Source organism: Paenibacillus sp. IHBB 10380 (genome assembly GCF_000949425.1).
GTDB lineage: Bacteria > Bacillota > Bacilli > Paenibacillales > Paenibacillaceae > Paenibacillus_AQ.
The window spans coordinates 1,109,441-1,132,559 of sequence record NZ_CP010976.1; the positions used below are offsets into that span (position 1 = coordinate 1,109,441).

The following is a 23,119-nucleotide window of genomic DNA, read 5'->3' on the forward strand; positions in this document are numbered from 1 at the left end:
CCCGATGTTTTGGAAAGAAATGTGGGAGAGTCACAGGGGACGAGTCGTTGGCGTCGCCGGTGGTATTTTATTCGGTTTTATATATTTGATAGCTGGCTTTTGGAATATGTTGTTCTTTGCATTGCTTGTGTTCATTGGATATACCTTCGGGAAGAGGAAAGACCTGAGTCAAGGAGCTCTCGTACATTGGAGAGAAATTGGACAATGGTTGTCTTCAGGTTGGCGTCCATTTAAGTGAACCCTATGATATGCTTTCTCCGGAAAAAGAGCTGCAATTCTTGACGCCCATTTTTTGGAGGAAAGTAATCTAGGGTTTTTTTGTACAAATGTAAGTGAATAGGGTTATCCTTGATTCATAATAGAAATAATAAATGCAATTTAAGAAGGCTCAGGAGGAACGAGAATAATAATGAAAAGACGTATAGCAAGAGAGATCGTGGTACAAAGTTTGTACCAAATGGAAATGAACCTGGTGGATAGTGAAATTGCTGTGTCAACGTTGCTTGAAGAAGCTTCAGAAGAGAATGAGACAGATCGTGTCATTAAAGATGAGATTAAGTTGAAGGAATATGTCTTGGGGCTTGTGAATGGAACATGGACCCACAAAGTCGCCATAGATGAATTGTTGGGTCATTATCTGGTCGGATGGCAAATCAGTCGGTTGTCACGTGTTGATCGCCAAGTGCTTCGATTAGCTACTTTTGAGATGGTATATGAAGATGATGTACCGGCTAAAGTGGTTGTCAATGAGGCTATTGATCTTGCTAAGCATTTCGGTACCGAAGATTCCGGTAAATTTGTTAATGGTGTGCTAGGAAACATGATTAAAGATTTGGAGAGACTTAAAGAGCAACGTCATTAATCCAACCTACAATAAATTATGAATTCAAGGGAGAGAATATCATGACAACAACAATCATTAGCGGCAAACAGGTATCTGATGAAATTCGTGGTGGTATCGCTAGGGTGGTAAAAGAACTTGCTGGACAAGGCGTTATTCCTGGGCTAGCGGTTGTATTGGTGGGTGAAGACCCTGCTTCTCAAGTCTATGTACGGAATAAAGAGAAGGCATGTCATGATTTAGGATATTACTCTGAGGTTCATCGTTTAGATTCGCAGACATCCCAAGAAGAGTTGCTGGCGCTTGTAGACAAGCTAAATGCCCAAGCTAATATTAACGGTATTTTGGTTCAACTTCCCCTCCCAAGCCACATTGAAGAAAAGGCTATTATTAATGCTATAGCTGTCGAAAAAGATGTAGATGGTTTCCATCCGATCAATGTGGGCAATCTTGTTATTGGGGACGATAGTCTTCTGCCCTGCACACCCGCAGGTGTCATTGAATTAATCAAGCGTGCTGGCGTTGAGATGTCAGGTAAACATGCAGTTGTCATTGGACGTAGTAACATTGTGGGTAAGCCGGTATCTCTATTACTACAGCGTGAGAATGCAACGGTTACAATGTGTCATTCTCGTACAGCTAATATGGCTGAAATTGCTCGCCAAGCGGATATTCTGGTTGTTGCAATCGGACGAGCTAACTTTATTGATGCAAGCTTCGTGAAGCCGGGTGCTGTTGTCATTGATGTAGGTATGAATCGTCTTCCGAACGGTAAGCTTGCCGGGGATGTTGATTTCGAGAGTGTAAAAGAAGTATCAGGCCCGATTACACCTGTACCTGGAGGCGTGGGTCCCATGACGATAACGATGTTGATGCAAAATACGCTGATAGCCGCCAAACGGCACCACGGATTGGCATAAAGGGAGATTCCCATGGAACAGCAAAAAGTATTATCCATTAAAGATTTGAATCGCTATATCCGGATGAAGCTAGATTCGGATGTGGTGTTATCTGATGTGTGGATTCGGGGTGAAATATCTAATTTCACTCACCACGCAAGCGGACATATGTATTTCACACTTAAAGACGAGAGTAGCCGAATTCGTGCAATTATGTTTGGTTCACACAACCAAAAGCTTCCCTTCATACCTAAAGAAGGGGCAATGGTTATTGCAAGAGGAAATGTTACCGTCTATGAGCGTGATGGGCAGTATCAATTCTATGCCAACCATATGCAACCCGATGGTATAGGAAGTCTCTATCTCGCTTATGAGCAACTTAAGAAAAAGCTAGAGGATGAAGGTTTGTTTGCATCTGAACATAAGCAACCTCTTCCAGCCTATCCTAAGACCATTGGCGTCATTACATCACCAACCGGTGCTGCTGTGCGTGATATTATGATTACTTTGCAACGTCGATATCCGCAGGTGAATATCATTCTTTATCCAGTGTTAGTACAAGGCAAAGGTGCTGCGCCCTCTATTGTGAAGGCAATCACGGCCATGAATAAATTAGCAGAAGCTGATGTGTTAATCGTGGGTAGAGGTGGCGGCTCCTTAGAAGAATTATGGGCTTTTAATGAGGAAATTGTGGCAAAAGCGATGTATCGATCAAAAATTCCGATTATATCAGCTGTGGGTCATGAGACGGACTTTACGATTGCGGACTTCGTATGTGACCTTCGAGCGGCGACGCCGACGGCTGCTGCTGAGCTGGCTGTACCCGTTGCATCTGAGATTCATAATCAGATACAGCAACGTGAACGCCAATTGAGACAAGCTCTTAGACAGCGCGTTCAGCGTTATCGTGAACGTCTTAGTTCATTGCAGCGCTCCTCTGTTCTTGTATATCCGAAGAGATCCGTGCTACAGCATGCTGAGCGCTTGGATAGATTACACCAGCAATTTACTCGTTCGATGCAGTCACGGTTGAAACTTAATCGTGAACAACAATCGCGAGTTCATCATAGCCTCCTACGATTCAACCCGAAGGATCAAATTGCTGCGGCAAAGAAGAATGGAGAGTCAAGCCATCGTCAGCTTCAATTGGCTATGCAATCTATTATCAAGAATAATCAGTCGCAATTAATATCAGCTATGAGACAGCTTGATGCTTTGAGTCCTCTAAAGGTTATGTCTAGAGGATATAGTCTTGTCTATGATGAACAGGAACAACAATTAATTAAATCCGTCAAGGATGTACAACTTGGAGATTTGATGAAGATAAAAGTAAACGATGGACAACTTGACTGTCAGGTGTGGGCGATAAAGGAGGAAGAGCAAGGTCATGGCGAAGGCAAAGGAAATTGAGCTTAATTTCGAGGACGCAATGAATCAGTTAGAAGAAATTGTGGGTGAGCTTGAGCACGGAGATGTCCCTTTAGAGAAGGCTATTGAATTATTTCAAAAGGGGATGGGTCTATCCCAGCTATGCAGCAAGAAGTTGGAGCAGGTAGAGCACAAAATTGAAATGATCGTAGAAGAAGATGGCGAGCTTCGGAAGAAGCCTTTCGGAGCTCCAGTTGACGGGGGTGAAGCCCTTGAGTAATCAGCCTTCTTTTGAACAATATATTGCTGAAGTCGGTGATAAGGTCACTTCCGCATTGTCTGATATCATTCCATCTCAGTGGGATGTTCCAACGACGTTGAAGGAATCTATGACTTACTCGCTTCTTGCGGGTGGAAAGAAGTTGCGGCCCCTCCTTGTGATTGCGGCTTGTGAAGCTCTTGGAGGAAATAAGGAAGCTGCCCTTGAGGCGGCTTGTTCCGTTGAAATGGTACATACGTATTCATTGATTCATGATGATTTACCCGCAATGGATAATGATGATTATCGCCGTGGTAAGCTGACGAATCATAAAATTTATGGTGAAGCTATGGCTATTCTGGCAGGGGATGGTCTTTTAACTCACGCATTTTATATGTTAGTTAAGATCTCTCGCAAGCATGGTATACCTGCGGATCAAGTGTTATCTATTGTAGAAGATTTATCCGAAATGTCAGGTCCACGAGGTATGGTGGGCGGACAAGTTGCTGACATGCAAGGAGAACAAGGACTCACTGACTTATCTCAACTGGAATACATTCATCTTCACAAAACAAGTGATCTGATTATTTTCTCATTACTTGCTGGGGGCCGTATTGCTGGAGCGGATGAAGCTAAGCTTGAAGCACTGCGTCTATTTGGTCATCACATTGGACTGGCTTTCCAGATTCAAGATGATATATTAGACCTGATCGGAGACGAGAGCAAGCTTGGCAAGAAGGTTCAGAGTGATGTTAAACAGGAGAAGGTGACCTATCCTTATTTCATCGGATTAGACGCTTCCAAAGAACAAGTAGAACAATTGACGAATCAAGCGAAAAAAACGATTTCTGAAGCTGGATTTGATAATCCCCAGCGGTTACTTGAAATTGCTGATTACCTGATGAATAGAGACCACTAAAGACCTAAGTTTATGAATTGGGATCATATGTGATATAATTGTATTGATTGAATTAAGATTTGGACTTATGAATACATGAAATGATGATGAATGAGAGCTTGAATATCATCACAATCCTAGAAGAAAAGTGGGGAGATTCTAGTGCTACTTCCACAAATTAAACAGCCAGGACAATTGAAATCACTATCGGTTGATGAGCTGTCATCTCTGGCGGCCGAAATTCGTCAATTCCTGATTGAGAAGCTATCTGTCACAGGAGGGCATCTCGCATCAAATTTGGGAGTGGTGGAACTCACCCTTGCCTTGCATTATTGTTATAACAGTCCAAAGGATAAGTTTTTATTTGATGTAGGACATCAAGCGTATGTTCACAAAATACTGACAGGTCGTATGGATCGTTTCGATACATTGCGTAAATATAAAGGGTTATGTGGATTCGTGAAAATATCCGAGAGTGAACATGACGTCTGGGAAGCGGGTCACAGTAGTACCTCATTATCAGCTGCCATGGGGATGGCTCTAGCGAGAGATCTTAAGGGCGAAGATAATAAAGTTGTTGCTTTAATCGGAGATGGCGCCTTAACAGGTGGTATGGCTTTTGAGGCTCTTAATCATATTGGTCATGAGCAAAAGAAGCTGATGGTCGTTCTTAACGATAATGAAATGTCTATAGCGCCGAATGTGGGTGCAATGCATAATTATCTGAGTAAACTACGGTCAGATCGTTTTTATTTGCGGGCTAAGGATGAAGTTGAGTTGTTGCTCAAGAAAATCCCTGCTATAGGTGGTAAGTTAGCTAAGACAGTAGAGAAGATGAAGGATAGTCTGAAATATATGGTTGTGCCTGGTGTTCTGTTTGAAGAACTTGGTTTCACTTATCTGGGACCTGTGGATGGTCATGATCTTCAGAAATTAATTGAAACGTTCCAACAGGCGGATAATGTAGACGGCCCTGTATTTGTTCATGTATTGACAACAAAGGGTAAAGGCTATAAGCCAGCTGAAGCAGATTCGTATAAATGGCATGGCATTACTCCTTATAAGATGGAGTCCGGTCAAGTTCTGAAATCAGTGGGTAACCCCATGTATACTGACGTGTTCTCTCAAACGTTAATTGAGCTTGCAGACAAGGATTCAAGAATTGTCGCGGTCACACCTGCTATGCCTGGAGGATCAGGATTGGTTCCCTTTAGTCTCAAGTTCCCTGAGCGTATGATTGATGTTGGGATCGCAGAACAACATGCAGCAACGATGTGTGCTGCATTGGCAATGGAGGGTATGAAGCCTGTATTTGCAGTGTATTCTACATTTATGCAGCGTGCGTATGATCAGATTGTCCATGATATATGTCGCCATAACGCCAATGTCATGTTTGCGATTGACCGTGCTGGCTTCGTCGGGGCAGATGGAGAGACACATCAGGGTGTGTATGATGTAGCTTTTATGCGCCATATCCCAAATATGGTCATCATGATGCCTAAGGATGAGAATGAGCTTCGCCATATGATGCTTACGGCTCTAGAATACAATGATGGACCGATTGCGTACCGATATCCTCGTATTAATGGTCTTGGAGTAGCTATGGATGAGACGTTGACCCCTATTCCAATTGGGACATGGGAGACGGTACGAGAAGGTGAAGGATACGCAGTACTTGCTTCGGGTCCAATGGTTCAGGTAGCTTTAGAAGCAGCGGAACTGTTGAAGCGTGAAGGTATATCATTACATGTGGTTAATGCTCGTTTCATGAAGCCTGTTGATGAGAATATGCTGCATGCACTCGCCAAATCCAAAACAAACATGATTGTACTGGAAGAAGCAAGTGAAGCAGGTAGTTTAGGCAGTGCGGTATTAGAGTTCTATAGTAAACAGCATATATTTGACGCTTCGGTATCCTTAATGGGTATTCCTGACTTATTTATAGAGCACGGAAGTATCAAGGAACAACGTGAGGAAACGGGACTGACTGCTGTAGCAGTATGCTCTGAGATTCATAGCCTCATGGCGCTTCATCCATACGAATATGGCAAAAGTAGCTTTCCGTCATAACGCGTAAATACAGAATTAGGTGAATGAAATGGAAAAAGAACGAATTGATGTCCTGCTTGTGGAACAGGGGCTCTATGATAGCCGGGAAAAAGCCAAAGCAGCCATTATGGCAGGGCTTGTGTTTGCTGCCGAAGAGCGGATTGAGAAACCGGGGATGAAGGTTCCAAGAGATGTTGAGATTAGAGTCAAAGGCGCAGTTCATCCTTACGTAGGTCGTGGAGGCTTGAAGTTAAAAAAAGCGCTGACTTCTTTTGCAATTGAGATGGATGATGTTGTTATGCTGGATATAGGCTCATCTACTGGCGGATTCACAGATTGTGCACTTCAACATGGTGCCAAGCATGTTTATGCCATTGATGTAGGATACAATCAATTAGATTGGTCTCTACGTAATGACGAGCGTGTGACGGTCATGGAAAGAACAAACTTTCGTTATGTAACGCCGCAAAATCTGCAGGGACCTGTACCGAATTTTGCGAGTATAGATGTTTCGTTCATATCGCTTAGAATTATTTTACCACCTCTTATCGCGCTCTTGGATAAACCTGCTCATGTCGTAGCTTTGATTAAGCCGCAATTTGAAGCTGGAAGAGATAAAGTTGGTAAATCGGGTGTGGTCCGTGATTCAGCAGTACATCGTGATGTATTGATGACGGTACTGAATTTTGCGCAGGAGTTAGGTTTCCGTCTTCAGGGGCTAACGTTCTCCCCAATTACCGGTGGAGAAGGAAACATTGAGTTTCTTGCCCACTGGGGACTGGATACGAATGATGAAGCATCTCTCCCCAAGGATAGTCAGAATTTCAAAGACCTTGTTGAGGGTGTCGTTAAAGATGCAACATACACGTTTAAAGGAAACTCATCTAAGTAGATGGGTTTCTTTTACTGAAAAAAAGGAGTTTATTTCAAGATTCACGAATACAATCACGAGGTGATATGGATGGAGGGTCGAGCTGACATTATTGTGATGGCTTTGATAGGCATTCTTCTCATTGTGGGTGTAGTCTATCTCATCAAGAATTGGCTGCTGAATTCATCATTCACACGAGGATTAGAAATACCAATGAATGAATACATACCTGATCATCCGGCCGTGGAGCTGTTGCACACTGCAGGTTATGAAGTGTTAGGGGGCCGAGTCAAAATTCCACTGTATTTCGAAGTGGACGATGATAGTTATCAAAGCCGCCTATTTATTGATTATGTTGTGTCAGGAGAAAATGGTGACGTTTACTTAGTTAAGATGGCACGTCATCGTAAGCCACTTGAGTGGACGGGAAGCGGAATAAGGGATCAGCTGTTACCTTATTTTTTGTTCTATCCGGATTGTAGGGGTGTATTGTACTTAGATGTTACGAATCGAGATATTCGTCAGATTCAGTTCGATTGGGATGAGGAAGAATGGCAAGGTAAGGATGAATAAATACGAACATATTTCAGGAGGCAACTATGAAGGGTCAAAGACATATTAAAATACGTGAAATTATTACACATCAGGATATTGAGACACAGGATGAGCTCGTGGAAAATTTAAGGCAAGCTGGATTTCAGGTTACACAAGCAACGGTATCTCGTGATATTAAGGAACTACTGTTAATTAAAGTGCCGATGGACGATGGGAAATATAAGTATTCGCTACCTACAGATCAACGTTATAATCCCATTCAGAAGCTAAAACGAGCCCTTGTGGATAATTTCGTCCATATTGATTATACGAACAATTTGGTTGTGATCAAATGCTTACCAGGTACAGCTAATTCCGTAGCTGTTCTGCTTGATAATATGGAATGGAATCAGACGATGGGTACGATTTGTGGGGATGATACGATATTAATGATTTGTCGTGAAGAAGAGGACAGCGTGTTTATAGTGAAACAAATTATGGGGTTCATTTCATAAGATATTAAAAGCGGCCCGAGGAGAGGAATCTTTCATGCTTGTAACATTAGCTATTCGAAATCTAGCAGTCGTAGAAGCTGTCGATGTACATTTTTATCCCGGTTTTCACGTTCTTACGGGAGAAACGGGTGCAGGTAAGTCGATTATAATCGATGCACTGGGACTGCTGGCTGGTGGCAGGGGTTCCGCTGATTTAATCCGCTATGACTGTGACAAAGCTGAAATTGAGGCTTTGTTTGAACTGGGGCAGGGACATCCAGTGTGGGATGCGTTAGTTAGAATTGGTATTGAAGGTAATCATGATGAACATTTAGTGATCAGACGCGAAATTACAGCTACAGGCAAAAGTACATCACGTATTAATGGACAACTTGTTAATTTAAGCATGCTACGTGAGGTTGGTGAATTGTTAGTCAACATTCATGGTCAGCATGAACATCAAAGCTTGCTTAAACCGGATCGGCATCTTCATTTGCTTGATACCTATGGAGAGCACATTATAGGATCGATTAAACAGCAATACAAGGAGAAGTATTCGGCTTTTGCTAAAGTGGAGAAAGAACTAAGGGAACTGCAAAGCACAAGTCAAAAAGCATATCAAATGTTAGATTTGTATCGTTTTCAACTTGAAGAAATTTCATCAGCGCAATTAAAATTGGAAGAAGATGAATGGTTAGCCGAAGAAAGGGTGAAGCTATCCTCTAGTGAGAAAATGATGGACTCCGTTTCAGGATCATACGACATTTTGTATGGTCAAAGTGGAATCAGTTCGATAAGTACAGCTATTTCTGTTCTGAAGGATGTTGCTGGGTTTGATGAAAAAGGACTTAAGCCTATTCTAGATCAGTTACAGACCGCTTATTTTCAGTTGGAGGATGTAACGTTTCAATTAAGGGATTATCGAGAGAACATTGAATTTAACCCTGAACGCTTAGAAGAGATCGAGCAAAGACTAGATATGATCATTACACTAAAGCGGAAATATGGTGATAGTATTGAACAAATTCTATCTTATTATGAGAACATTAAGCAGGAAAGTGATCTGCTCGAACATAAAGATGAGCGTTTGGAAGAACTACAGAAACAGCGGGATGGGATGCTGGCAAGTTTACTTCAATCTGCACATGAACTGAGTGAAGCACGGAAACAGTGTTCGGCTGATCTAGCTGCACAAGTAGAAGGGGAATTAAAGGACCTTCAAATGGAACGAACTTCATTACAAGTCAAGCTCGAATTACTCGAAGATCCTAGGGGATATGATGTAGCTGGGCATAAGGTGAGATTAACGAAGCAAGGTATTGATAATGTTGAATTCATGATATCCCCGAACCCTGGCGAACCTTTAAGACCGCTCGGGAAAATTGCATCTGGTGGGGAGTTATCAAGAATCATGCTGGCTATGAAGAGCATATTTGCGCGTCACGATCGTATACCTGTCCTTATCTTCGATGAAGTGGATACAGGGGTAAGTGGCAGAGCCGCGCAATCGATTGCTGAGAAGCTGTTCAAATTGTCGGACTCCTGCCAAGTTTTCTCGATAACTCACTTACCACAAGTGGCTTGTATGGCGGATCATCAATATTTAATTGAGAAGAATATCACGAATGGTCGCACAATGACCCGTGTAGAATCTTTATCTGAGCAGGGAAGAATTGAAGAACTCGCACGTATGCTTGGCGGGGTAGAAATTACTGAAAAGACACTCCATCATGCCCAAGAAATGTTGAAGCTGGCAGAGGCGAGAAAAGCTGTCAGATGAGGACTCGGAGTAATGATTGACAGTAATAAAAGCATGAGGGCGGGGTTATCTTAAAGGTACGCAATTGGCGACCACCTTTCGTCAAGCGAAAGAAGCATAAGGGAGTGTGACAGCCACTTGAACTCCAACCTCAGGAAGAAATTGTTTGGGCTTTTAACTGCCTTTCTTTTATGTTTTCTTGGCACAAGTGAACCCGTGAAGAGTTATGCGGCTTTGCCGAATGATTTGAGAATGTCTACAGATCATACGTCTCAGCTTCAGCTCGCGGTTCCAGTGTACTCCCAAGCATCTGTGGATAGGCCTGATGTGCTCCAGCTCAATGGCTCAGCTAATTCAACAATGCAAGTGTCCCCGAATCATCCTTTGAAGCTAAGCCCCCAGAATAGTGGCAAAGCAAAACTGACGCTGAAATTATTCGGTACCATTCCATTCAAAACGGTACGAATCCAAGTTGTACCTGGTTTGAAGGTGATTCCAGGTGGACAAACGATTGGTGTCAAAGTGAAGTCGGCAGGAATTTTAGTGGTAGGGCATCATTTAGTCAAGGCGAACCAAGATACCCGTGTATCTCCAGGTGAACTAGCAGGTATTCAGTTAGGGGATTTGATGACGCACATGGATGGGGTTCCACTTACTGATATTAGCAAGATCGCTAAGATGGTGGAGGAAGCAGGTAAGAAAAAGCAAGATCTTAAAATTTCCTTCAAAAGAGGAGATAAAAGTCTGACTACAAAGTTAACACCAGCTTATGATAGTGAAGAAAAATCTTGGCGGCTAGGACTCTATATACGCGATTCTGCTGCAGGTGTAGGGACGCTTACCTTCTATGCCCCTGATCAAGGCGTATATGGCGCACTAGGACATGTTATAACGGATATGAATACCCAGACGCCCATCGTTGTCGGTAGTGGTGAAATTGTTCAATCGAACGTTACATCTATTTCCAAAAGCCAAGAAGGCGAGCCTGGTGAAAAGAGAGCACATTTCCTGAAAGAAAGTAATGTTCTAGGTAACATCGAGAATAATACCCACTTCGGTATATTCGGTAAAATGTCACAGAATCCTGAGCATGGCCTATATAATAAGCCAATACCTATTGCTTTTGCAGAAGATGTAAAAGAAGGACCAGCAGAAATATTAACAGTTGTAGATGGTCAGCATGTGGAACGCTTCAATGTTAGTATCGTTCATGTCGCACGTCAGGACAACCCAGCAACCAAAGGACTTGTACTTAAAATTACGGATCCAAAGTTGTTGAGCAAGACAGGTGGAATCGTACAGGGTATGAGTGGTAGTCCGATTATCCAAGATGGCAAATTAATAGGTGCTGTAACGCATGTATTCGTGAATGATCCGAAGTCAGGGTATGGATGCTTTATTGAATGGATGTTACAGGACTCAGGAATAATGTCCAAAAATGCAGAACAAAAAAATCTTAAGGCGAGTTAGCCTTAGGATTTTTTTGTTCTCATTTTTGTCATTATTACACGAAAAAGGTCTAACAATGAAAAAAAATATTTATTATAAATTAAAGTCATAAAAAAATAAACAAAAATAATATTCGACAGAAGGGATTTCATTTTCTATGTCGAAAACTATGTCATGCAGATGAAATGAGGATATGGGTATGAACACCAAAAAACAAGAGAAATCTAAGGAGGAACCAAACAGTGCAAAAAATTGAGGTATTGTTAGCTGATGATAACCGAGAGTTTACGAATTTGCTTGCAGAATATATTTCGGGGCAAGAGGATATGGTTGTTACAGGAATCGCTTACAATGGCGAGGAAGTGCTCAATATGATTAATGAATCCAGAAAGGCACCGGATGTACTTATTTTGGATATTATTATGCCTCATTTGGATGGCCTCGGTGTGCTTGAGCGTCTGCGTGAAATGAATGTATCCCCACAACCTAAGATTGTCATGCTGACGGCTTTCGGACAAGAGAACATTACTCAACGTGCTGTACAATTGGGTGCCTCGTATTACATCTTGAAGCCATTTGATATGGAAGTACTAGCCAATCGTATTCGCCAGCTTGTAGGTCAACAGAACGTGAACTCACCAAGCATGTCTATGTCCAATCATAGATCCAATGTAGTCCCATTAGGAAAAGGAAAAAATTTAGATGCCAACATCACGTCCATCATACATGAAATCGGTGTTCCAGCGCATATTAAAGGGTATCAGTACTTGCGTGAAGCCATCACCATCGTATATAACAATATAGAAATTCTAGGTGCCATTACCAAAACGCTCTACCCAGCCATTGCCGAGAAATTCAAAACAACGCCATCCCGCGTTGAGCGTGCTATCCGTCATGCCATTGAAGTGGCTTGGACACGCGGCAACATCGACTCCATCAGCCACCTGTTCGGCTACACGATCAATATAAGCAAGTCTAAGCCAACGAACTCGGAGTTCATTGCGATGGTGGCTGATAAGCTTAGAATTGAGCATAAGGTGTCGTAAACGCCTGATGCGCTTGACTTAGCGCCTTCTAATCTTTAGCTGAAACGGTGAATTTACGCAAGTTGATACGTTGGGGTTCCAATAAACTGTGATGCCTCCATAACGATAACTGTAAAGTATTTTCTTCGATACATAAGCGAGTTTGTCGGACGTTTAAGTTGAGGGTAGTAGTAGCGTAATTTAATAGTAAAGACAAGTGGACGTTCTTCGGTTGTATAGCGGAGGAGCGTCTTTTTTGCGTTTTACGAATAAATATTATAATTCGTGTCTGTTTACGATTTTATACGTAAAATAAATCGGTACAAAATTTGTTTCAAGCGGGGATAACTCAGATGAGGCGATATATGCCACAAACTAGGAAAATAAGTGTAAAAATGGCTACGCGAATTACTAACGAAACTAATAGAGCAGTATAACGAGCCGTCAGCGCGACTCAAACGCGATGTCGGTTATTTGTTTATTAAGAGGAGAATTTTTTTTTTGAGAAGAACAAATAAGTTGCCTAATGAAGTGAGCTGTCAAAAGAGTCAGATGCAGGGGTAGAGGAGATCGACTTTGAATTGGGTCTAGACTTGTTTCTTCAAAGACGAAACTTAAGCGGCTATACAATAAGGCATTATAAACAGGAGTTGAATAAATTTAAGGTGAATATGAATTCTCAGGACTTAACATTTTTGAGTATAATTTACTGTATCTAATGAAGCGGGACGATGCTCATAAGACTGTTTTATGCAAATAGAAGTTGACCAGCTTTGATAAGTAACCATCATGAATATAGTTGTAGATAGCCATTATATTAATAACAATTCCCTGGGAAATATTTCTGATCTTTTAGATATACCCTTTGTCGCGTTGGGATCACATTGAAGTTATAATGGATGGATTGAGTAGCTCTTCATACTTGCCCAATAAACCTTTCTGGTTTATTGGGATTTATTTTTGTAATATACAAGAGTAAGGATTAAGAAGAGGGAGGAAATTTAATCATGTATGAGCTAAAAACAAAAGAAACGGATAACAGTGTTATTGAATTTATCGAAAATGTTAAAAGCCTTAAAAAACGCGAAGATGCCTATAGATTGTTAGATATTTTTACTGAAACGACAGGTTATATAGCGAAAATGTGGGGACCGAGTATTATTGGATTTGGTGCATACCATTATAAATATGCTTCCGGTCACGAAGGCGATGCACCACTGGTTGGTTTTTCACCTCGTAAAGCTAAAATAAGCTTATATTTTGCGACAGGTGAGACAAAACGAGAAGAGTTGTTAAAGGATTTTGGTAAACATACGACAGGAAAGGCATGTGTGTACATCAATAAGGTAGCTGATATCAATGTTGATGTTTTACAAGAGTTAATTAACCAGTCTGTCATTTTCTTGAATGGAACCTATCCAAATAATCACAACTGAAATGTTCTTAAATAATAGCGAGGGGTATGGCGATGAATACATCTGAGTTTCAACTTTATGTAAGTGAGTTCAGTAAAGTTAAAGGGTTCGACAAGAGTTCTATTGAGCAAAGGATGTTGTACCTAATGACGGAAGTAGGTGAGTTGTCTAAGGAGGTTTTGACGGTCTCCTTCAATCCAGATACTGAAACGAAAGAGAATTTGGGATTGGAGATGTATGATGTGGTATGGAATATCTTTGACTTAGCGAATAAGCTTAACATTGATTTAGACCAAGCCTTCAAAAAGAAGATGGAGATTAATGATAAAAGAACTTGGAGGTAGGGTTAGGTTTATAGGAGACCATTAACACTACCCAGTAAGTCATTTCTATTATTCAATACAAACTCAGTTAAGCATGGTCATTTGTCATGCTTTTTTGTGCGTTTTTACCCTTTTTTCTACCAAAACACATGAAATAATGACTCTGTAACATTTTGTTAGAATAGTTACAAACTTTTTTCTGGAAATATTGCTAAATTAAGCATACGATAGGAGGGAACAAACCACTACAAATAAAGAAGGTGAGTCATCCTTGAAAAGAAAATGGTTTATTGTTACGACTGCTGCGTGCGTATTATTTGGGACTTCTGTGATGGCTTTCGCTTCTAATCCAATAAAATTAATGATCAATGATACGGAACATTATACTGAGGTCCCTCCACAAATTATGAATGGACGAGTTATGGTCCCTCTTAGCGTTATATCGGATGTGTTTGGTAAGGAAACAACGTATGACAAGAATTCTAAGAACGTAAATATAAAGAATATCCAACATGTGACCATTGCTGAATCAGAATCAGGAGAAATGAAAGTTACCGCTGATCAGGGGGAGAATGGCATTTATGAGCATTTGACGCTTGTAACGGAAAATTTCAGCCGGAATTTACTCGGAAGTTACAATGTTATCAATCCTTCCTACGCTCCAGAGATCTTATTAGCTGATGTAAATGGGGATGGTAAGAACGAGATCGTGATTATCCTAACTACAGGTTATGGTACCGGGGTTTATCAAAGTGAAGTTCGAGTATTGGAAGGAAATACAGGACATGAAATTCATACTGAGAATGCTTTATCCGTATTTAGTAAGCAGTTTAGTGAGGGGAATTTGACAGCTAAAGGCATTGAATTTGATCTAAATAAGCAACATATACTCATTCCGGATGCTGAAGTAAGCGCTGTATATAAGGATGGAAACCAGAAAATTGAAGTTGGCAGTATCATTAGCTATAAGGTGGAGAACAACACACTGAAGGCAACGACAGCTGTTCCTAGATTGTTCTCGGATTATGCTGGTGAGTTACAGGTTCAGTATGTGTTCAAGGATAATGTTCTACAAGGGGGAACGGCCTCTTTTATTCCATATGAAGACTAGTGCTGTATTGCACTAGTCTATTCGTGTTTATCCGAATATGTAACTGATATATACCATAATAAGTAGACCGATAATAAATGAATAGGTAGAGGGTCTTTCATAGCCATGGCTATGACTTTCAGGAATCAATTCTTTATAAACGATGAACATCATGGCACCGGCAGCAAAGGCTAATCCGTAGCCAATTAACGACTCGATATAGCTGGCAGCGAAGTAACCAACAATGGCTGAAATAACTTCCATAAATCCGGTTACAGCAACGAGAAGGAAGGCATTCAGCTTCGTTACATTAGAGTTGAGAAGAAACACGGCAAGTATGAGTCCCTCTGGCATATTCTGAGCTCCAATGGATATCGCAACCATAAGACCAAGACTCTCATTCTCACTAGCGAAGCTAAATCCTGTACTCAGTCCCTCAGGAATGTTATGAATAAAGAGGGCGATAATGACTAGCAGTGATTTGGAATCAAAGGTGCTAATACCTGAATCGTTCTCTACATCGATATGCGGGATGTTTTTTTCAATGAGGTCTAACACGACGATTCCCATCATGAAACCGATCGTTAACACCCAAATGCCAGATTCATTCAATGCTTGCGGCATAAGTCCAAACGTGCAGGCTGAGACCATGATTCCTGCTGTGAAGGCGATAAGAATGTCTTTCCATTTCTCTGAAAGACTCTTCACAAACAAAAGAGGGACTGCGCCTAACACTGTAGCCATAGCAGATATAAAACTTCCAAGTATAGCTGTTTCCACATGAAAACTCCTTTGTTAGTTCAAGGGTTAAGATCAGGTAATATGTGAATATTCCTTATAGTGTGGGATTAGCGTGACATTTACGGCATACAGGGTAGTAGGCTTCATTCCCACCAATCTGGATTTGTTCTCCGGTATAAATAGGTCTACCATCCTTAACACGTAAGGTCATTGTCGCTTTCCGTTCACAGAACCAACATATCGTTTTCAATTCTTCTATTTTGTCCGCATAGATTAGCATATGCTTGCTACCTTCAAAAAGATTATTTTGAAAATCATTTTTTAGCCCAAATCCCATGACGGGTACATCAAGTTCATCCACAATGCGAACAAGTTGCTGAATCCCCTCTTGATTCATGAATTGGCATTCATCCACTAGTACACATGAAGGTTTAGGTTGATATTTCTTAACGACGCTAAAAATGTCCGTATCTTGATATATAGGAATTGCTTCGCGTCTAAGGCCAATTCTAGAAGAAACATAACCGACCTCATCTCGATTATCCATGGCTGAAGTGAAAATTAATACATGTTTGTTCTGTTCCTCATAATTGTGAGCCACTTTTAGAATTTCAATGGATTTACCACTGTTCATAGCCCCGTATTTGAAAAATAATTGTGCCAAGGTTTCATCTTCCTTTCAAACCTGTTTTTTGTCATTTCTTCATAATAACAAAATTCAATTGACATAAACAATACCTAAATAGAATGAACTAAAGTTTATGAGGGTTCGTCTTTATCATTGAAGTTCCTGTCCTTGTAGTGTTATGGTGGATAAGGTCAAGTTAAGCATAATGGAGGAATAAACAATGAATGATACGATAGAGCATTATAAAGAGCTGATTGCGGCTATAGAGAATCAAGGGAATCAGGACCCAAGCATGCTGGTGTTACTGAACAATCTCATGGAGGATTTGGAAAAGTGTTATCAGCAGAATCTTTCCCTGAGGAAAGCCGTATTGAAATCTAATTCCAAAGAGTCTAGGATGTCCACTAAACTTAGAGATGCTCTCATGGAATAGACGAATCGGTAAATAATTGCAGTGTTTTTACACCGATTGTGATCTTGCACTATATGCTATAGAAAGAGGTCTTTTCGGCGAGAGGTGAGATCATATGGCACGACGTTCCAATAGAAAGACATCTAATAAAGTACCACGCTTATCAGGAAAAGTAGAAAAACCTGCTTCACCTAACCGTACTCAGACCTCTTTATCACCTCAGCAGATAGCTGTTGCTGCGGCATTACTGTCTGGTTTTTTTGAGATCGAATCTGTTCTATATAACCGTGATAATGAAGTGAAAGTTGTTCTGACTGGTGATGTGATAACGGGATTACCCGTCTTTAAGCAACCCAATATGAATTTAGAAGAAGAAGATGCATTTGATGTGATTATAAGTGGCCCTGATTGAAATAAGTTCATAGTGGAACGACTGATAATCATACAAAAAAACCCGAGTTCGTGCTGGACGGTTGCCCTGTTTGTTGAGAGGGGTACGACCACGCTACGCCGGGTTGTTCGATGTTGAGCTGTAATTATTACTATGGTTGTATAGGTGACTTAGATTCTTGGGGTTTACGTTTTTGCTTAAAGCGTGGGCCAACATAATTACGTTTACGATCGCGGGATAATATCCATCCCCCAAGGAAGGCCATGCCTGCAGCAAAGAGGAGTAATCCTCCTCCAAAATGGAGCCATTGAAAGGTGGGGTTGGTGATCGTGTCATCTCCATGGACCACAACGTAGTTATATATAGAATCTTTCATCATCAGAAATCCGACCATCGCCATTAGACCTGGAACAACTAGAATGATTATGGCAATGAAGCGGGTAATAAGTAATTTCATAGCTGAAATCCTTCCTATGGTTGAAATGTTGATCTACTTGTATCATAACGTGTTCGTGTTTGTCTGTCCATTTGTGAAGTGTCCAAACATTTGTAATGCAGGCAAAAGAGAGTACAATATAATTAGAAAAATGAATTCGTGGAGGTTGTTTATGTCTATTACTTGTGATGTTGCAGTGCTTGGTGGGGGGACTGGGGGTTATGTAGCGGCTATTCGCGCTGCTCAACTCGGCAAAGATGTCGTTATTATAGAAGAGGACAAGCTTGGTGGAACATGTCTGCACCGAGGCTGCATTCCTAGTAAGTCTTTGTTACGTAGTGCAGAAGTATATGCTGAAATTAAAGATAGCGAAAGTTATGGTATTGAGACGAGTGGAGCAACATTAGTATTTCCTAAAGTACAGCAACGAAAGACGGAGATCGTGGAGCAATTGCATCAAGGTGTGCAATATCTCATGCGTAAAAATAAAATAAAAGTACTCTACGGTAAGGGACGCGTGACAGGTCCATCTATTTTCTCGCCAAAAAGTGGTGCAGTGGCAGTAGAGTTGTCCGATGGCGAGATGGAGACTGTGATTGCAACCAATCTGATTATTGCCACGGGCTCAAGACCGCGTATATTACCGGGGCTAGAACCAGATGGAATCCATATTTTAAGTAGTGATGAAGCTTTAGTCATGGAGCAATTACCGAAATCTATAGTTATCGTAGGTGGCGGGGTTATTGGTGTGGAGTGGGCTTCGATGCTGAATGATTTCGGAGTGGAAGTCACGATCGTGGAAGCTGCGAATCAATTACTACCTCTTGAAGATGAAGACATCGCGCGCGAACTTCACACAATATTTACTCGTCGCGGGATTAAAGTGATAACAGGTGGACAGGTGCTTGCAGATACATATGTGATTCAGGATGGGCATATTTCCATAGAAGTGAAAATGGGAGATGAGCAACAGAGCCTTGAGGCTGATCAGTTACTTGTATCGATTGGGAGACAAGCGAATGTGGAGAATATCGGAATTGAAAATACGGATGTTCGGACTGAGCGTGGATTCATTGCCGTTAACTCTTTCATGCAGACGGGGGAAGCGCATATTTATGCGATTGGTGACGTTATTGGTGGCTTACAACTAGCTCATGTTGCAAGCTACGAAGGAATTGCTGCTGTGAACCATCTAGCAGGTGAAACGGTACAAGTGTATCCATCTCATCTCATACCACGATGCGTATACACGAGACCCGAAGTAGCGAGTGTTGGTTACACTGAGAAAGAGTCACGGGAGTTAGGATATGATGTGAGAGTAGGGAAGTTTCCTTTTCAAGCAATAGGTAAATCCTTAGTACAAGGAAGTAAAGAGGGGTTCGTTAAAGTTATTGCAGATAATAACACGAACGATATTCTTGGTGTGCATATGATCGGTGTTCATGTTACGGATCTTATTAGTGAAGCGGCCTTAGCGCAGATTCTTGATGCAACACCTTGGGAAGTTAGCCAGATGATTCATCCTCATCCTACCTTATCAGAAATTATGGGCGAGGCGATGCTTGCTGTAGATGGCAAAGCGATAGGAATGTAGACCTGAGAATGGTTGAAAAAGAGCTCGTTTCAACATATGGGCTTTTCTTTTTTGGGGAAAAGGGATTATAATAGGGTTAAGTCTAGTCTTAGTACCTGGTTTTAAGATCAGATCAGAGAAGGGGAAAGGCGCTATGAATAAGGAGGTATCTCCCATGAATGATAATAATAATACTACGAAGGTAAACCAACATGAGAAACTTGGACTAAGTGATGGACAAGTGATTGATATGTACAGATATATGCTACTTGCACGGAAGTTTGATGAGCGTAACTTATTATTGCAACGGGCAGGAAAAATCAACTTTCACGTGTCTGGTGTAGGTCAGGAGACGGCTCAAGTGGCGGCAGCTTTTGCCCTTGATCGCGAGAAGGATTATTATCTTCCTTATTATCGTGATTATGGATTTGTTCTTGCTGTGGGTATGACTCCTCGTGAGTTAATGCTATCGGCTTTTGCAAAAGCGGAAGATCCGAATAGTGGTGGACGACAAATGCCAGGACATTTTGGAAGCAAACGTCTTCGGATCGTGACAGGTTCAAGTCCCGTTACGACGCAAGTGCCGCATGCTGTAGGGTTAGCGCTTGCTGCCAAGATGAAAAAGAAAGACTTTGTATCGTTTGTTACCTTTGGGGAAGGATCCAGTAACCAGGGGGACTTTCATGAAGGTTGTAACTTTGCAGGCGTACATAAACTACCTGTCATTCTAATGTGTGAGAACAATCAATATGCAATTTCGGTTCCTCTTCACAAGCAGATTAGTGGCAAAATTAGCGATCGTGCTCTCGGGTATGGATTCCCAGGTATTCGGGTAGATGGTAATGATGCACTTGAAGTCTATCGTGTGGTAAAAGAAGCTAGAGAGCGCGCAGTCCGCGGCGAAGGACCTACGCTGATCGAAGCTATGATGTACCGACTTTCGCCCCATTCGACCTCTGATAATGATCTGGCATACCGGACTCAAGAAGAAGTGGATGAGAACTGGAAGAAAGATGGCGTAGCTCGCATGAAGATGTATCTCATCAATCTTGGGATTTGGAATGAGGAGCAGGATGCGGACTTAGTTGTTCAGATCAATATGGAGATTAAGGAAGCTACGGAATATGCAGATCGTGCGCCATTCCCGAAACCAGAGGATACACTTCTGCATGTGTATGCTAATCCCGAAGCTGATTCATATGGTGCTAGTTCTCCTAATGAAAACGATGAGGAGGCGAAATCATGGCAGTAATGGAATATATTGATGCGATTCGACTAGCTATTAAAGAAGAGATGGAACGTGACGAGAACGTATTTGTATTAGGTGAGGACGTTGGTGTTAAAGGTGGCGTGTTTACAACTACTAAAGGGCTGTTAGATGAGTTCGGTGAGATGCGTGTCATGGATACACCGCTTGCAGAGTCCGCGATTGCGGGAGTAGCTATTGGCGCTGCTATGTATGGTATGAAGCCGATCGCTGAAATGCAGTACTCTGATTTTATGTTACCTGCAACGAACCAGATCATTAGTGAAGCAGCCAAAATTCGCTATCGTTCGAACAATGACTGGAACTGTCCGATTGTGGTTAGAGCTCCTATTGGTGGCGGTATATTCGGTGGGTTGTACCATTCCCAATGTCCAGAATCAATCTTCTTCGGTACACCGGGACTTAAGATTGTTGCTCCCTATTCGGCATATGATGCGAAGGGATTGCTCAAGGCTGCTATTCGCGATCCTGATCCGGTTCTCTTCTTCGAGAATAAGAAATGCTATAAATTGATTAAAGAAGATGTTCCTTTAGATGACTATATCGTTCCACTTGGCCAGGCGAATGTGCTGCGCGAAGGGGAAGATATTACGATCATTGGTTATAGTATGCCACTGCATTTCTGTATGCAAGCTGCAGAGGAGATCGAGAAGGAGTCCGGTATTACAGCTCATATTCTAGACCTTCGTACGCTCCAGCCACTGGATCGAGATGCTATTATTGCGGCAGTAAAGAAGACAGGTAAAGTGTTAATTGTTCATGAAGATAATAAGACAGGTGGAGTTGGGGCAGAGGTGTCAGCGATCATCTCTGAGGAATGCTTGTATGATCTAGATGCTCCGATTACGAGACTCTGTAGTCCGGATGTTCCTGCAATGCCGATCAGTCCACCAATGGAGAAATTCTTCATGCTAAGTAAAGATAAAGTAAAAAAAGCGATGATTGAGTTGGCGAACTACTAGGAAGCTGAGGAGTGAGAATATGTCTAATCAGAAAAAAATCGATGTGTTTATGCCGCAGCTTGCCGAATCACTCGTATCTGCAACGATCGGCAAATGGCTTAAGAAACCGGGAGATGTCATAGAGCAATACGACCCGATCTGTGAAGTGATTACAGATAAAGTGAATGCCGAAATTCCGTCTACCGTGGATGGAATTATGGGTGAGCTGATTGCGCAAGAAGGTCAGACTATAGATGTAGGTCAGATCATTTGTAGCATTGTAGTAAATGCAACGGATGAAGTATCTGGAGATACAGCACCGGCTTCAATGTCGAATGCAACAGCTCAGAATGACCCTTCGACGGGAGCAGACCATTCGATGCGTGCTAGGTATTCTCCCGCTGTTCAAAGTCTAGCGCTTGAGCATCAATTGAATTTAGCTGATATACCGGGTACGGGAATGGGGGGACGTATTACTCGTAAAGATGTTTTGACCTTTATAGAGCAAGGTTCTACAAGACAAGTAACACCTTCTTCCCAATCTTCAGCACATAACACAAACTCAGGTTCACCGTTCCAAGGAATGCAAAATACTAATCCATCAGTCACGCCGGAACAATACGTGGAGAAACACGCTGCAGCACCACGGAATTCAGGACTTCACTTTAATGAAAGTCCACAAATCCCGAATAACGTTGTGGCAAGCCAGCAAGGAAGAGCGGATACGATGATCGATATTACTCCTGTCCGTAATACAATTGCTACTAGGATGCGGCAAAGTGTGTCAGAAATTCCACATGCGTGGACGATGATAGAGGTCGATCTCACTAACTTGGTGCTACTTCGCAATAAGATAAAAGATGAATTCAAGCGAAATGAAGGCTTTAATTTAACGTATCTTGCCTTTTTGATAAAGGCTGTTGTAAATGCCATTAAAGATTACCCTATTATGAACTCTGTCTGGGGTGTCGATAAGATTATCGTCAAACGTGATATTAATATTGCGCTTGCCGTAGGTACAGAAGATACGGTTATGACCCCGGTTATTAAAAAAGCAGACCAGAAAAATATTGCCGGTCTTGCAAGAGAAATTGAAGAATTAGCGACCAAGACACGGCAAGGTAAATTAAAGCTTGATGATATGCAAGGTGGAACGTTTACCGTAAACAATACGGGTTCTTTCGGCTCTGTGTTGTCCTACCCAATCATTAATTATCCACAAGCTGCTATATTGACCTTCGAATCGATTGTGAAAAGGCCTGTTGTTATTAATGATATGATTGCGGTTCGTTCCATGGCTAATCTTTGTTTATCTTTGGATCATCGTATTCTGGATGGCGTTATTTGTGGGCGATTCCTACAGCGTGTGAAGGAGAATTTGGAAAGTTATACACTAGATACGAAAGTGTATTAAGATCGCTATATTTGAATAGCCATAAGCAGAGGGTTAATTCTT

At 41.7% G+C, this 23,119-nt stretch carries 25 protein-coding genes; 22 read left to right on the forward strand and 3 right to left on the reverse strand.

The genetic code is table 11. The annotated features are described in order from the left end of the window. The first annotated feature begins 4 nt into the window (after positions 1-4). The 16 genes from UB51_RS04920 (at position 5) to UB51_RS04995 (ending at position 15,295) form a co-directional block, all read left to right on the forward strand. Entirely contained in the window at positions 5-238 is a 234-nt protein-coding gene (locus UB51_RS04920) for a DUF2273 domain-containing protein (protein WP_044876338.1), read from the forward strand. A gap of 171 nt (positions 239-409) precedes the next feature. Further along, complete coding sequence (gene nusB, locus UB51_RS04925; RefSeq protein WP_044876339.1) at positions 410-862, forward strand: transcription antitermination factor NusB; 453 nt, start codon at positions 410-412, stop codon at positions 860-862. Positions 863-903: 41 nt separating this feature from the next. Continuing rightward, a complete protein-coding gene (folD, locus tag UB51_RS04930) occupies positions 904-1,761 on the forward strand; it encodes a bifunctional methylenetetrahydrofolate dehydrogenase/methenyltetrahydrofolate cyclohydrolase FolD (RefSeq protein WP_044876340.1) in 858 nt (285 codons plus the stop codon). A 12-nt stretch (positions 1,762-1,773) separates the two neighbouring features. Then, positions 1,774-3,150 carry an exodeoxyribonuclease VII large subunit gene (gene xseA / locus UB51_RS04935; protein WP_044876341.1) on the forward strand — a complete coding sequence of 459 codons (1,377 nt, stop codon included), beginning with the start codon at positions 1,774-1,776 and terminating at the stop codon, positions 3,148-3,150. Beyond that, entirely contained in the window at positions 3,128-3,388 is a 261-nt protein-coding gene (gene xseB, locus UB51_RS04940) for an exodeoxyribonuclease VII small subunit (RefSeq protein ID WP_044876342.1), read from the forward strand. The genes xseA and xseB overlap by 23 nt, the downstream gene beginning before the upstream one ends. Then, positions 3,327-4,286: a polyprenyl synthetase family protein gene (locus UB51_RS04945; RefSeq protein ID WP_199924986.1), complete on the forward strand. Its 960-nt coding sequence runs from the start codon at positions 3,327-3,329 to the stop codon at positions 4,284-4,286. The genes xseB and UB51_RS04945 overlap by 62 nt, the downstream gene beginning before the upstream one ends. Before the next feature lie 141 nt (positions 4,287-4,427). After that, positions 4,428-6,335 carry a 1-deoxy-D-xylulose-5-phosphate synthase gene (dxs, locus tag UB51_RS04950; RefSeq protein ID WP_044876344.1) on the forward strand — a complete coding sequence of 636 codons (1,908 nt, stop codon included), beginning with the start codon at positions 4,428-4,430 and terminating at the stop codon, positions 6,333-6,335. 28 nt (positions 6,336-6,363) lie between these two features. After that, positions 6,364-7,206 (forward strand): TlyA family RNA methyltransferase, encoded by an 843-nt coding sequence (locus UB51_RS04955; protein ID WP_082063041.1) that lies wholly within the window; start codon positions 6,364-6,366, stop codon positions 7,204-7,206. 69 nt (positions 7,207-7,275) lie between these two features. Beyond that, on the forward strand, positions 7,276-7,758 hold the full coding sequence (locus tag UB51_RS04960; RefSeq protein ID WP_044876346.1) for a hypothetical protein: 483 nt from the start codon (positions 7,276-7,278) through the stop codon (positions 7,756-7,758). Positions 7,759-7,784: 26 nt separating this feature from the next. Further along, positions 7,785-8,234: a transcriptional regulator AhrC/ArgR gene (gene ahrC, locus UB51_RS04965; protein ID WP_044876347.1), complete on the forward strand. Its 450-nt coding sequence runs from the start codon at positions 7,785-7,787 to the stop codon at positions 8,232-8,234. Positions 8,235-8,268: 34 nt separating this feature from the next. Further along, the gene (gene recN / locus UB51_RS04970) at positions 8,269-9,993 is read left to right on the forward strand and encodes a DNA repair protein RecN (RefSeq protein WP_044876348.1); all 1,725 of its coding nucleotides are present in this window, start codon (positions 8,269-8,271) and stop codon (positions 9,991-9,993) included. Positions 9,994-10,110: 117 nt separating this feature from the next. Then, on the forward strand, positions 10,111-11,442 hold the full coding sequence (gene spoIVB, locus UB51_RS04975; RefSeq protein ID WP_044876349.1) for a SpoIVB peptidase: 1,332 nt from the start codon (positions 10,111-10,113) through the stop codon (positions 11,440-11,442). A gap of 221 nt (positions 11,443-11,663) precedes the next feature. Then, positions 11,664-12,467, forward strand: a complete 804-nt coding sequence (gene spo0A, locus UB51_RS04980; RefSeq protein WP_044876350.1) for a sporulation transcription factor Spo0A — start codon at positions 11,664-11,666, stop codon at positions 12,465-12,467. 986 nt (positions 12,468-13,453) lie between these two features. Beyond that, positions 13,454-13,882, forward strand: a complete 429-nt coding sequence (locus tag UB51_RS04985) for a DUF1801 domain-containing protein (protein WP_044876351.1) — start codon at positions 13,454-13,456, stop codon at positions 13,880-13,882. 32 nt (positions 13,883-13,914) lie between these two features. Then, a complete protein-coding gene (locus UB51_RS04990; protein ID WP_044876352.1) occupies positions 13,915-14,205 on the forward strand; it encodes a MazG nucleotide pyrophosphohydrolase domain-containing protein in 291 nt (96 codons plus the stop codon). Between the two features lie 250 nt (positions 14,206-14,455). Beyond that, a complete protein-coding gene (locus UB51_RS04995; protein WP_044876353.1) occupies positions 14,456-15,295 on the forward strand; it encodes a stalk domain-containing protein in 840 nt (279 codons plus the stop codon). 27 nt (positions 15,296-15,322) lie between these two features. On the opposite strand, the gene UB51_RS05000 is transcribed toward UB51_RS04995, so the two are convergent. Beyond that, complete coding sequence (locus UB51_RS05000) at positions 15,323-16,054, reverse strand: ZIP family metal transporter (protein WP_044876354.1); 732 nt, start codon at positions 16,052-16,054, stop codon at positions 15,323-15,325. A 55-nt stretch (positions 16,055-16,109) separates the two neighbouring features. After that, positions 16,110-16,679 (reverse strand): thymidine kinase, encoded by a 570-nt coding sequence (locus UB51_RS05005; protein ID WP_044876355.1) that lies wholly within the window; start codon positions 16,677-16,679, stop codon positions 16,110-16,112. A 184-nt stretch (positions 16,680-16,863) separates the two neighbouring features. Here UB51_RS05005 and UB51_RS05010 point away from each other — a divergent pair, with 184 nt between their 5' ends. Then, positions 16,864-17,076, forward strand: a complete 213-nt coding sequence (locus UB51_RS05010) for a hypothetical protein (RefSeq protein WP_044876356.1) — start codon at positions 16,864-16,866, stop codon at positions 17,074-17,076. A 94-nt stretch (positions 17,077-17,170) separates the two neighbouring features. Continuing rightward, positions 17,171-17,467 carry a hypothetical protein gene (locus tag UB51_RS05015; RefSeq protein ID WP_044876357.1) on the forward strand — a complete coding sequence of 99 codons (297 nt, stop codon included), beginning with the start codon at positions 17,171-17,173 and terminating at the stop codon, positions 17,465-17,467. Between the two features lie 130 nt (positions 17,468-17,597). Here the strand turns inward: UB51_RS05015 and UB51_RS05020 are convergent, their stop codons facing one another. Next, a complete protein-coding gene (locus UB51_RS05020) occupies positions 17,598-17,903 on the reverse strand; it encodes a DUF2627 domain-containing protein (protein WP_044876358.1) in 306 nt (101 codons plus the stop codon). Positions 17,904-18,054: 151 nt separating this feature from the next. Here UB51_RS05020 and lpdA point away from each other — a divergent pair, with 151 nt between their 5' ends. From lpdA to UB51_RS05040, 4 genes are all read left to right on the forward strand, one after another. Next, positions 18,055-19,476: a dihydrolipoyl dehydrogenase gene (gene lpdA, locus UB51_RS05025; protein WP_044876359.1), complete on the forward strand. Its 1,422-nt coding sequence runs from the start codon at positions 18,055-18,057 to the stop codon at positions 19,474-19,476. A 154-nt stretch (positions 19,477-19,630) separates the two neighbouring features. Next, positions 19,631-20,707, forward strand: coding sequence for a thiamine pyrophosphate-dependent dehydrogenase E1 component subunit alpha (locus UB51_RS05030; RefSeq protein WP_044876360.1), 1,077 nt, complete (start codon positions 19,631-19,633; stop codon positions 20,705-20,707). Next, positions 20,698-21,684 carry an alpha-ketoacid dehydrogenase subunit beta gene (locus tag UB51_RS05035; RefSeq protein WP_044876361.1) on the forward strand — a complete coding sequence of 329 codons (987 nt, stop codon included), beginning with the start codon at positions 20,698-20,700 and terminating at the stop codon, positions 21,682-21,684. The genes UB51_RS05030 and UB51_RS05035 overlap by 10 nt, the downstream gene beginning before the upstream one ends. A gap of 19 nt (positions 21,685-21,703) precedes the next feature. Then, positions 21,704-23,077 (forward strand): dihydrolipoamide acetyltransferase family protein, encoded by a 1,374-nt coding sequence (locus UB51_RS05040; protein WP_044876362.1) that lies wholly within the window; start codon positions 21,704-21,706, stop codon positions 23,075-23,077. Positions 23,078-23,119 lie beyond the last annotated feature (42 nt).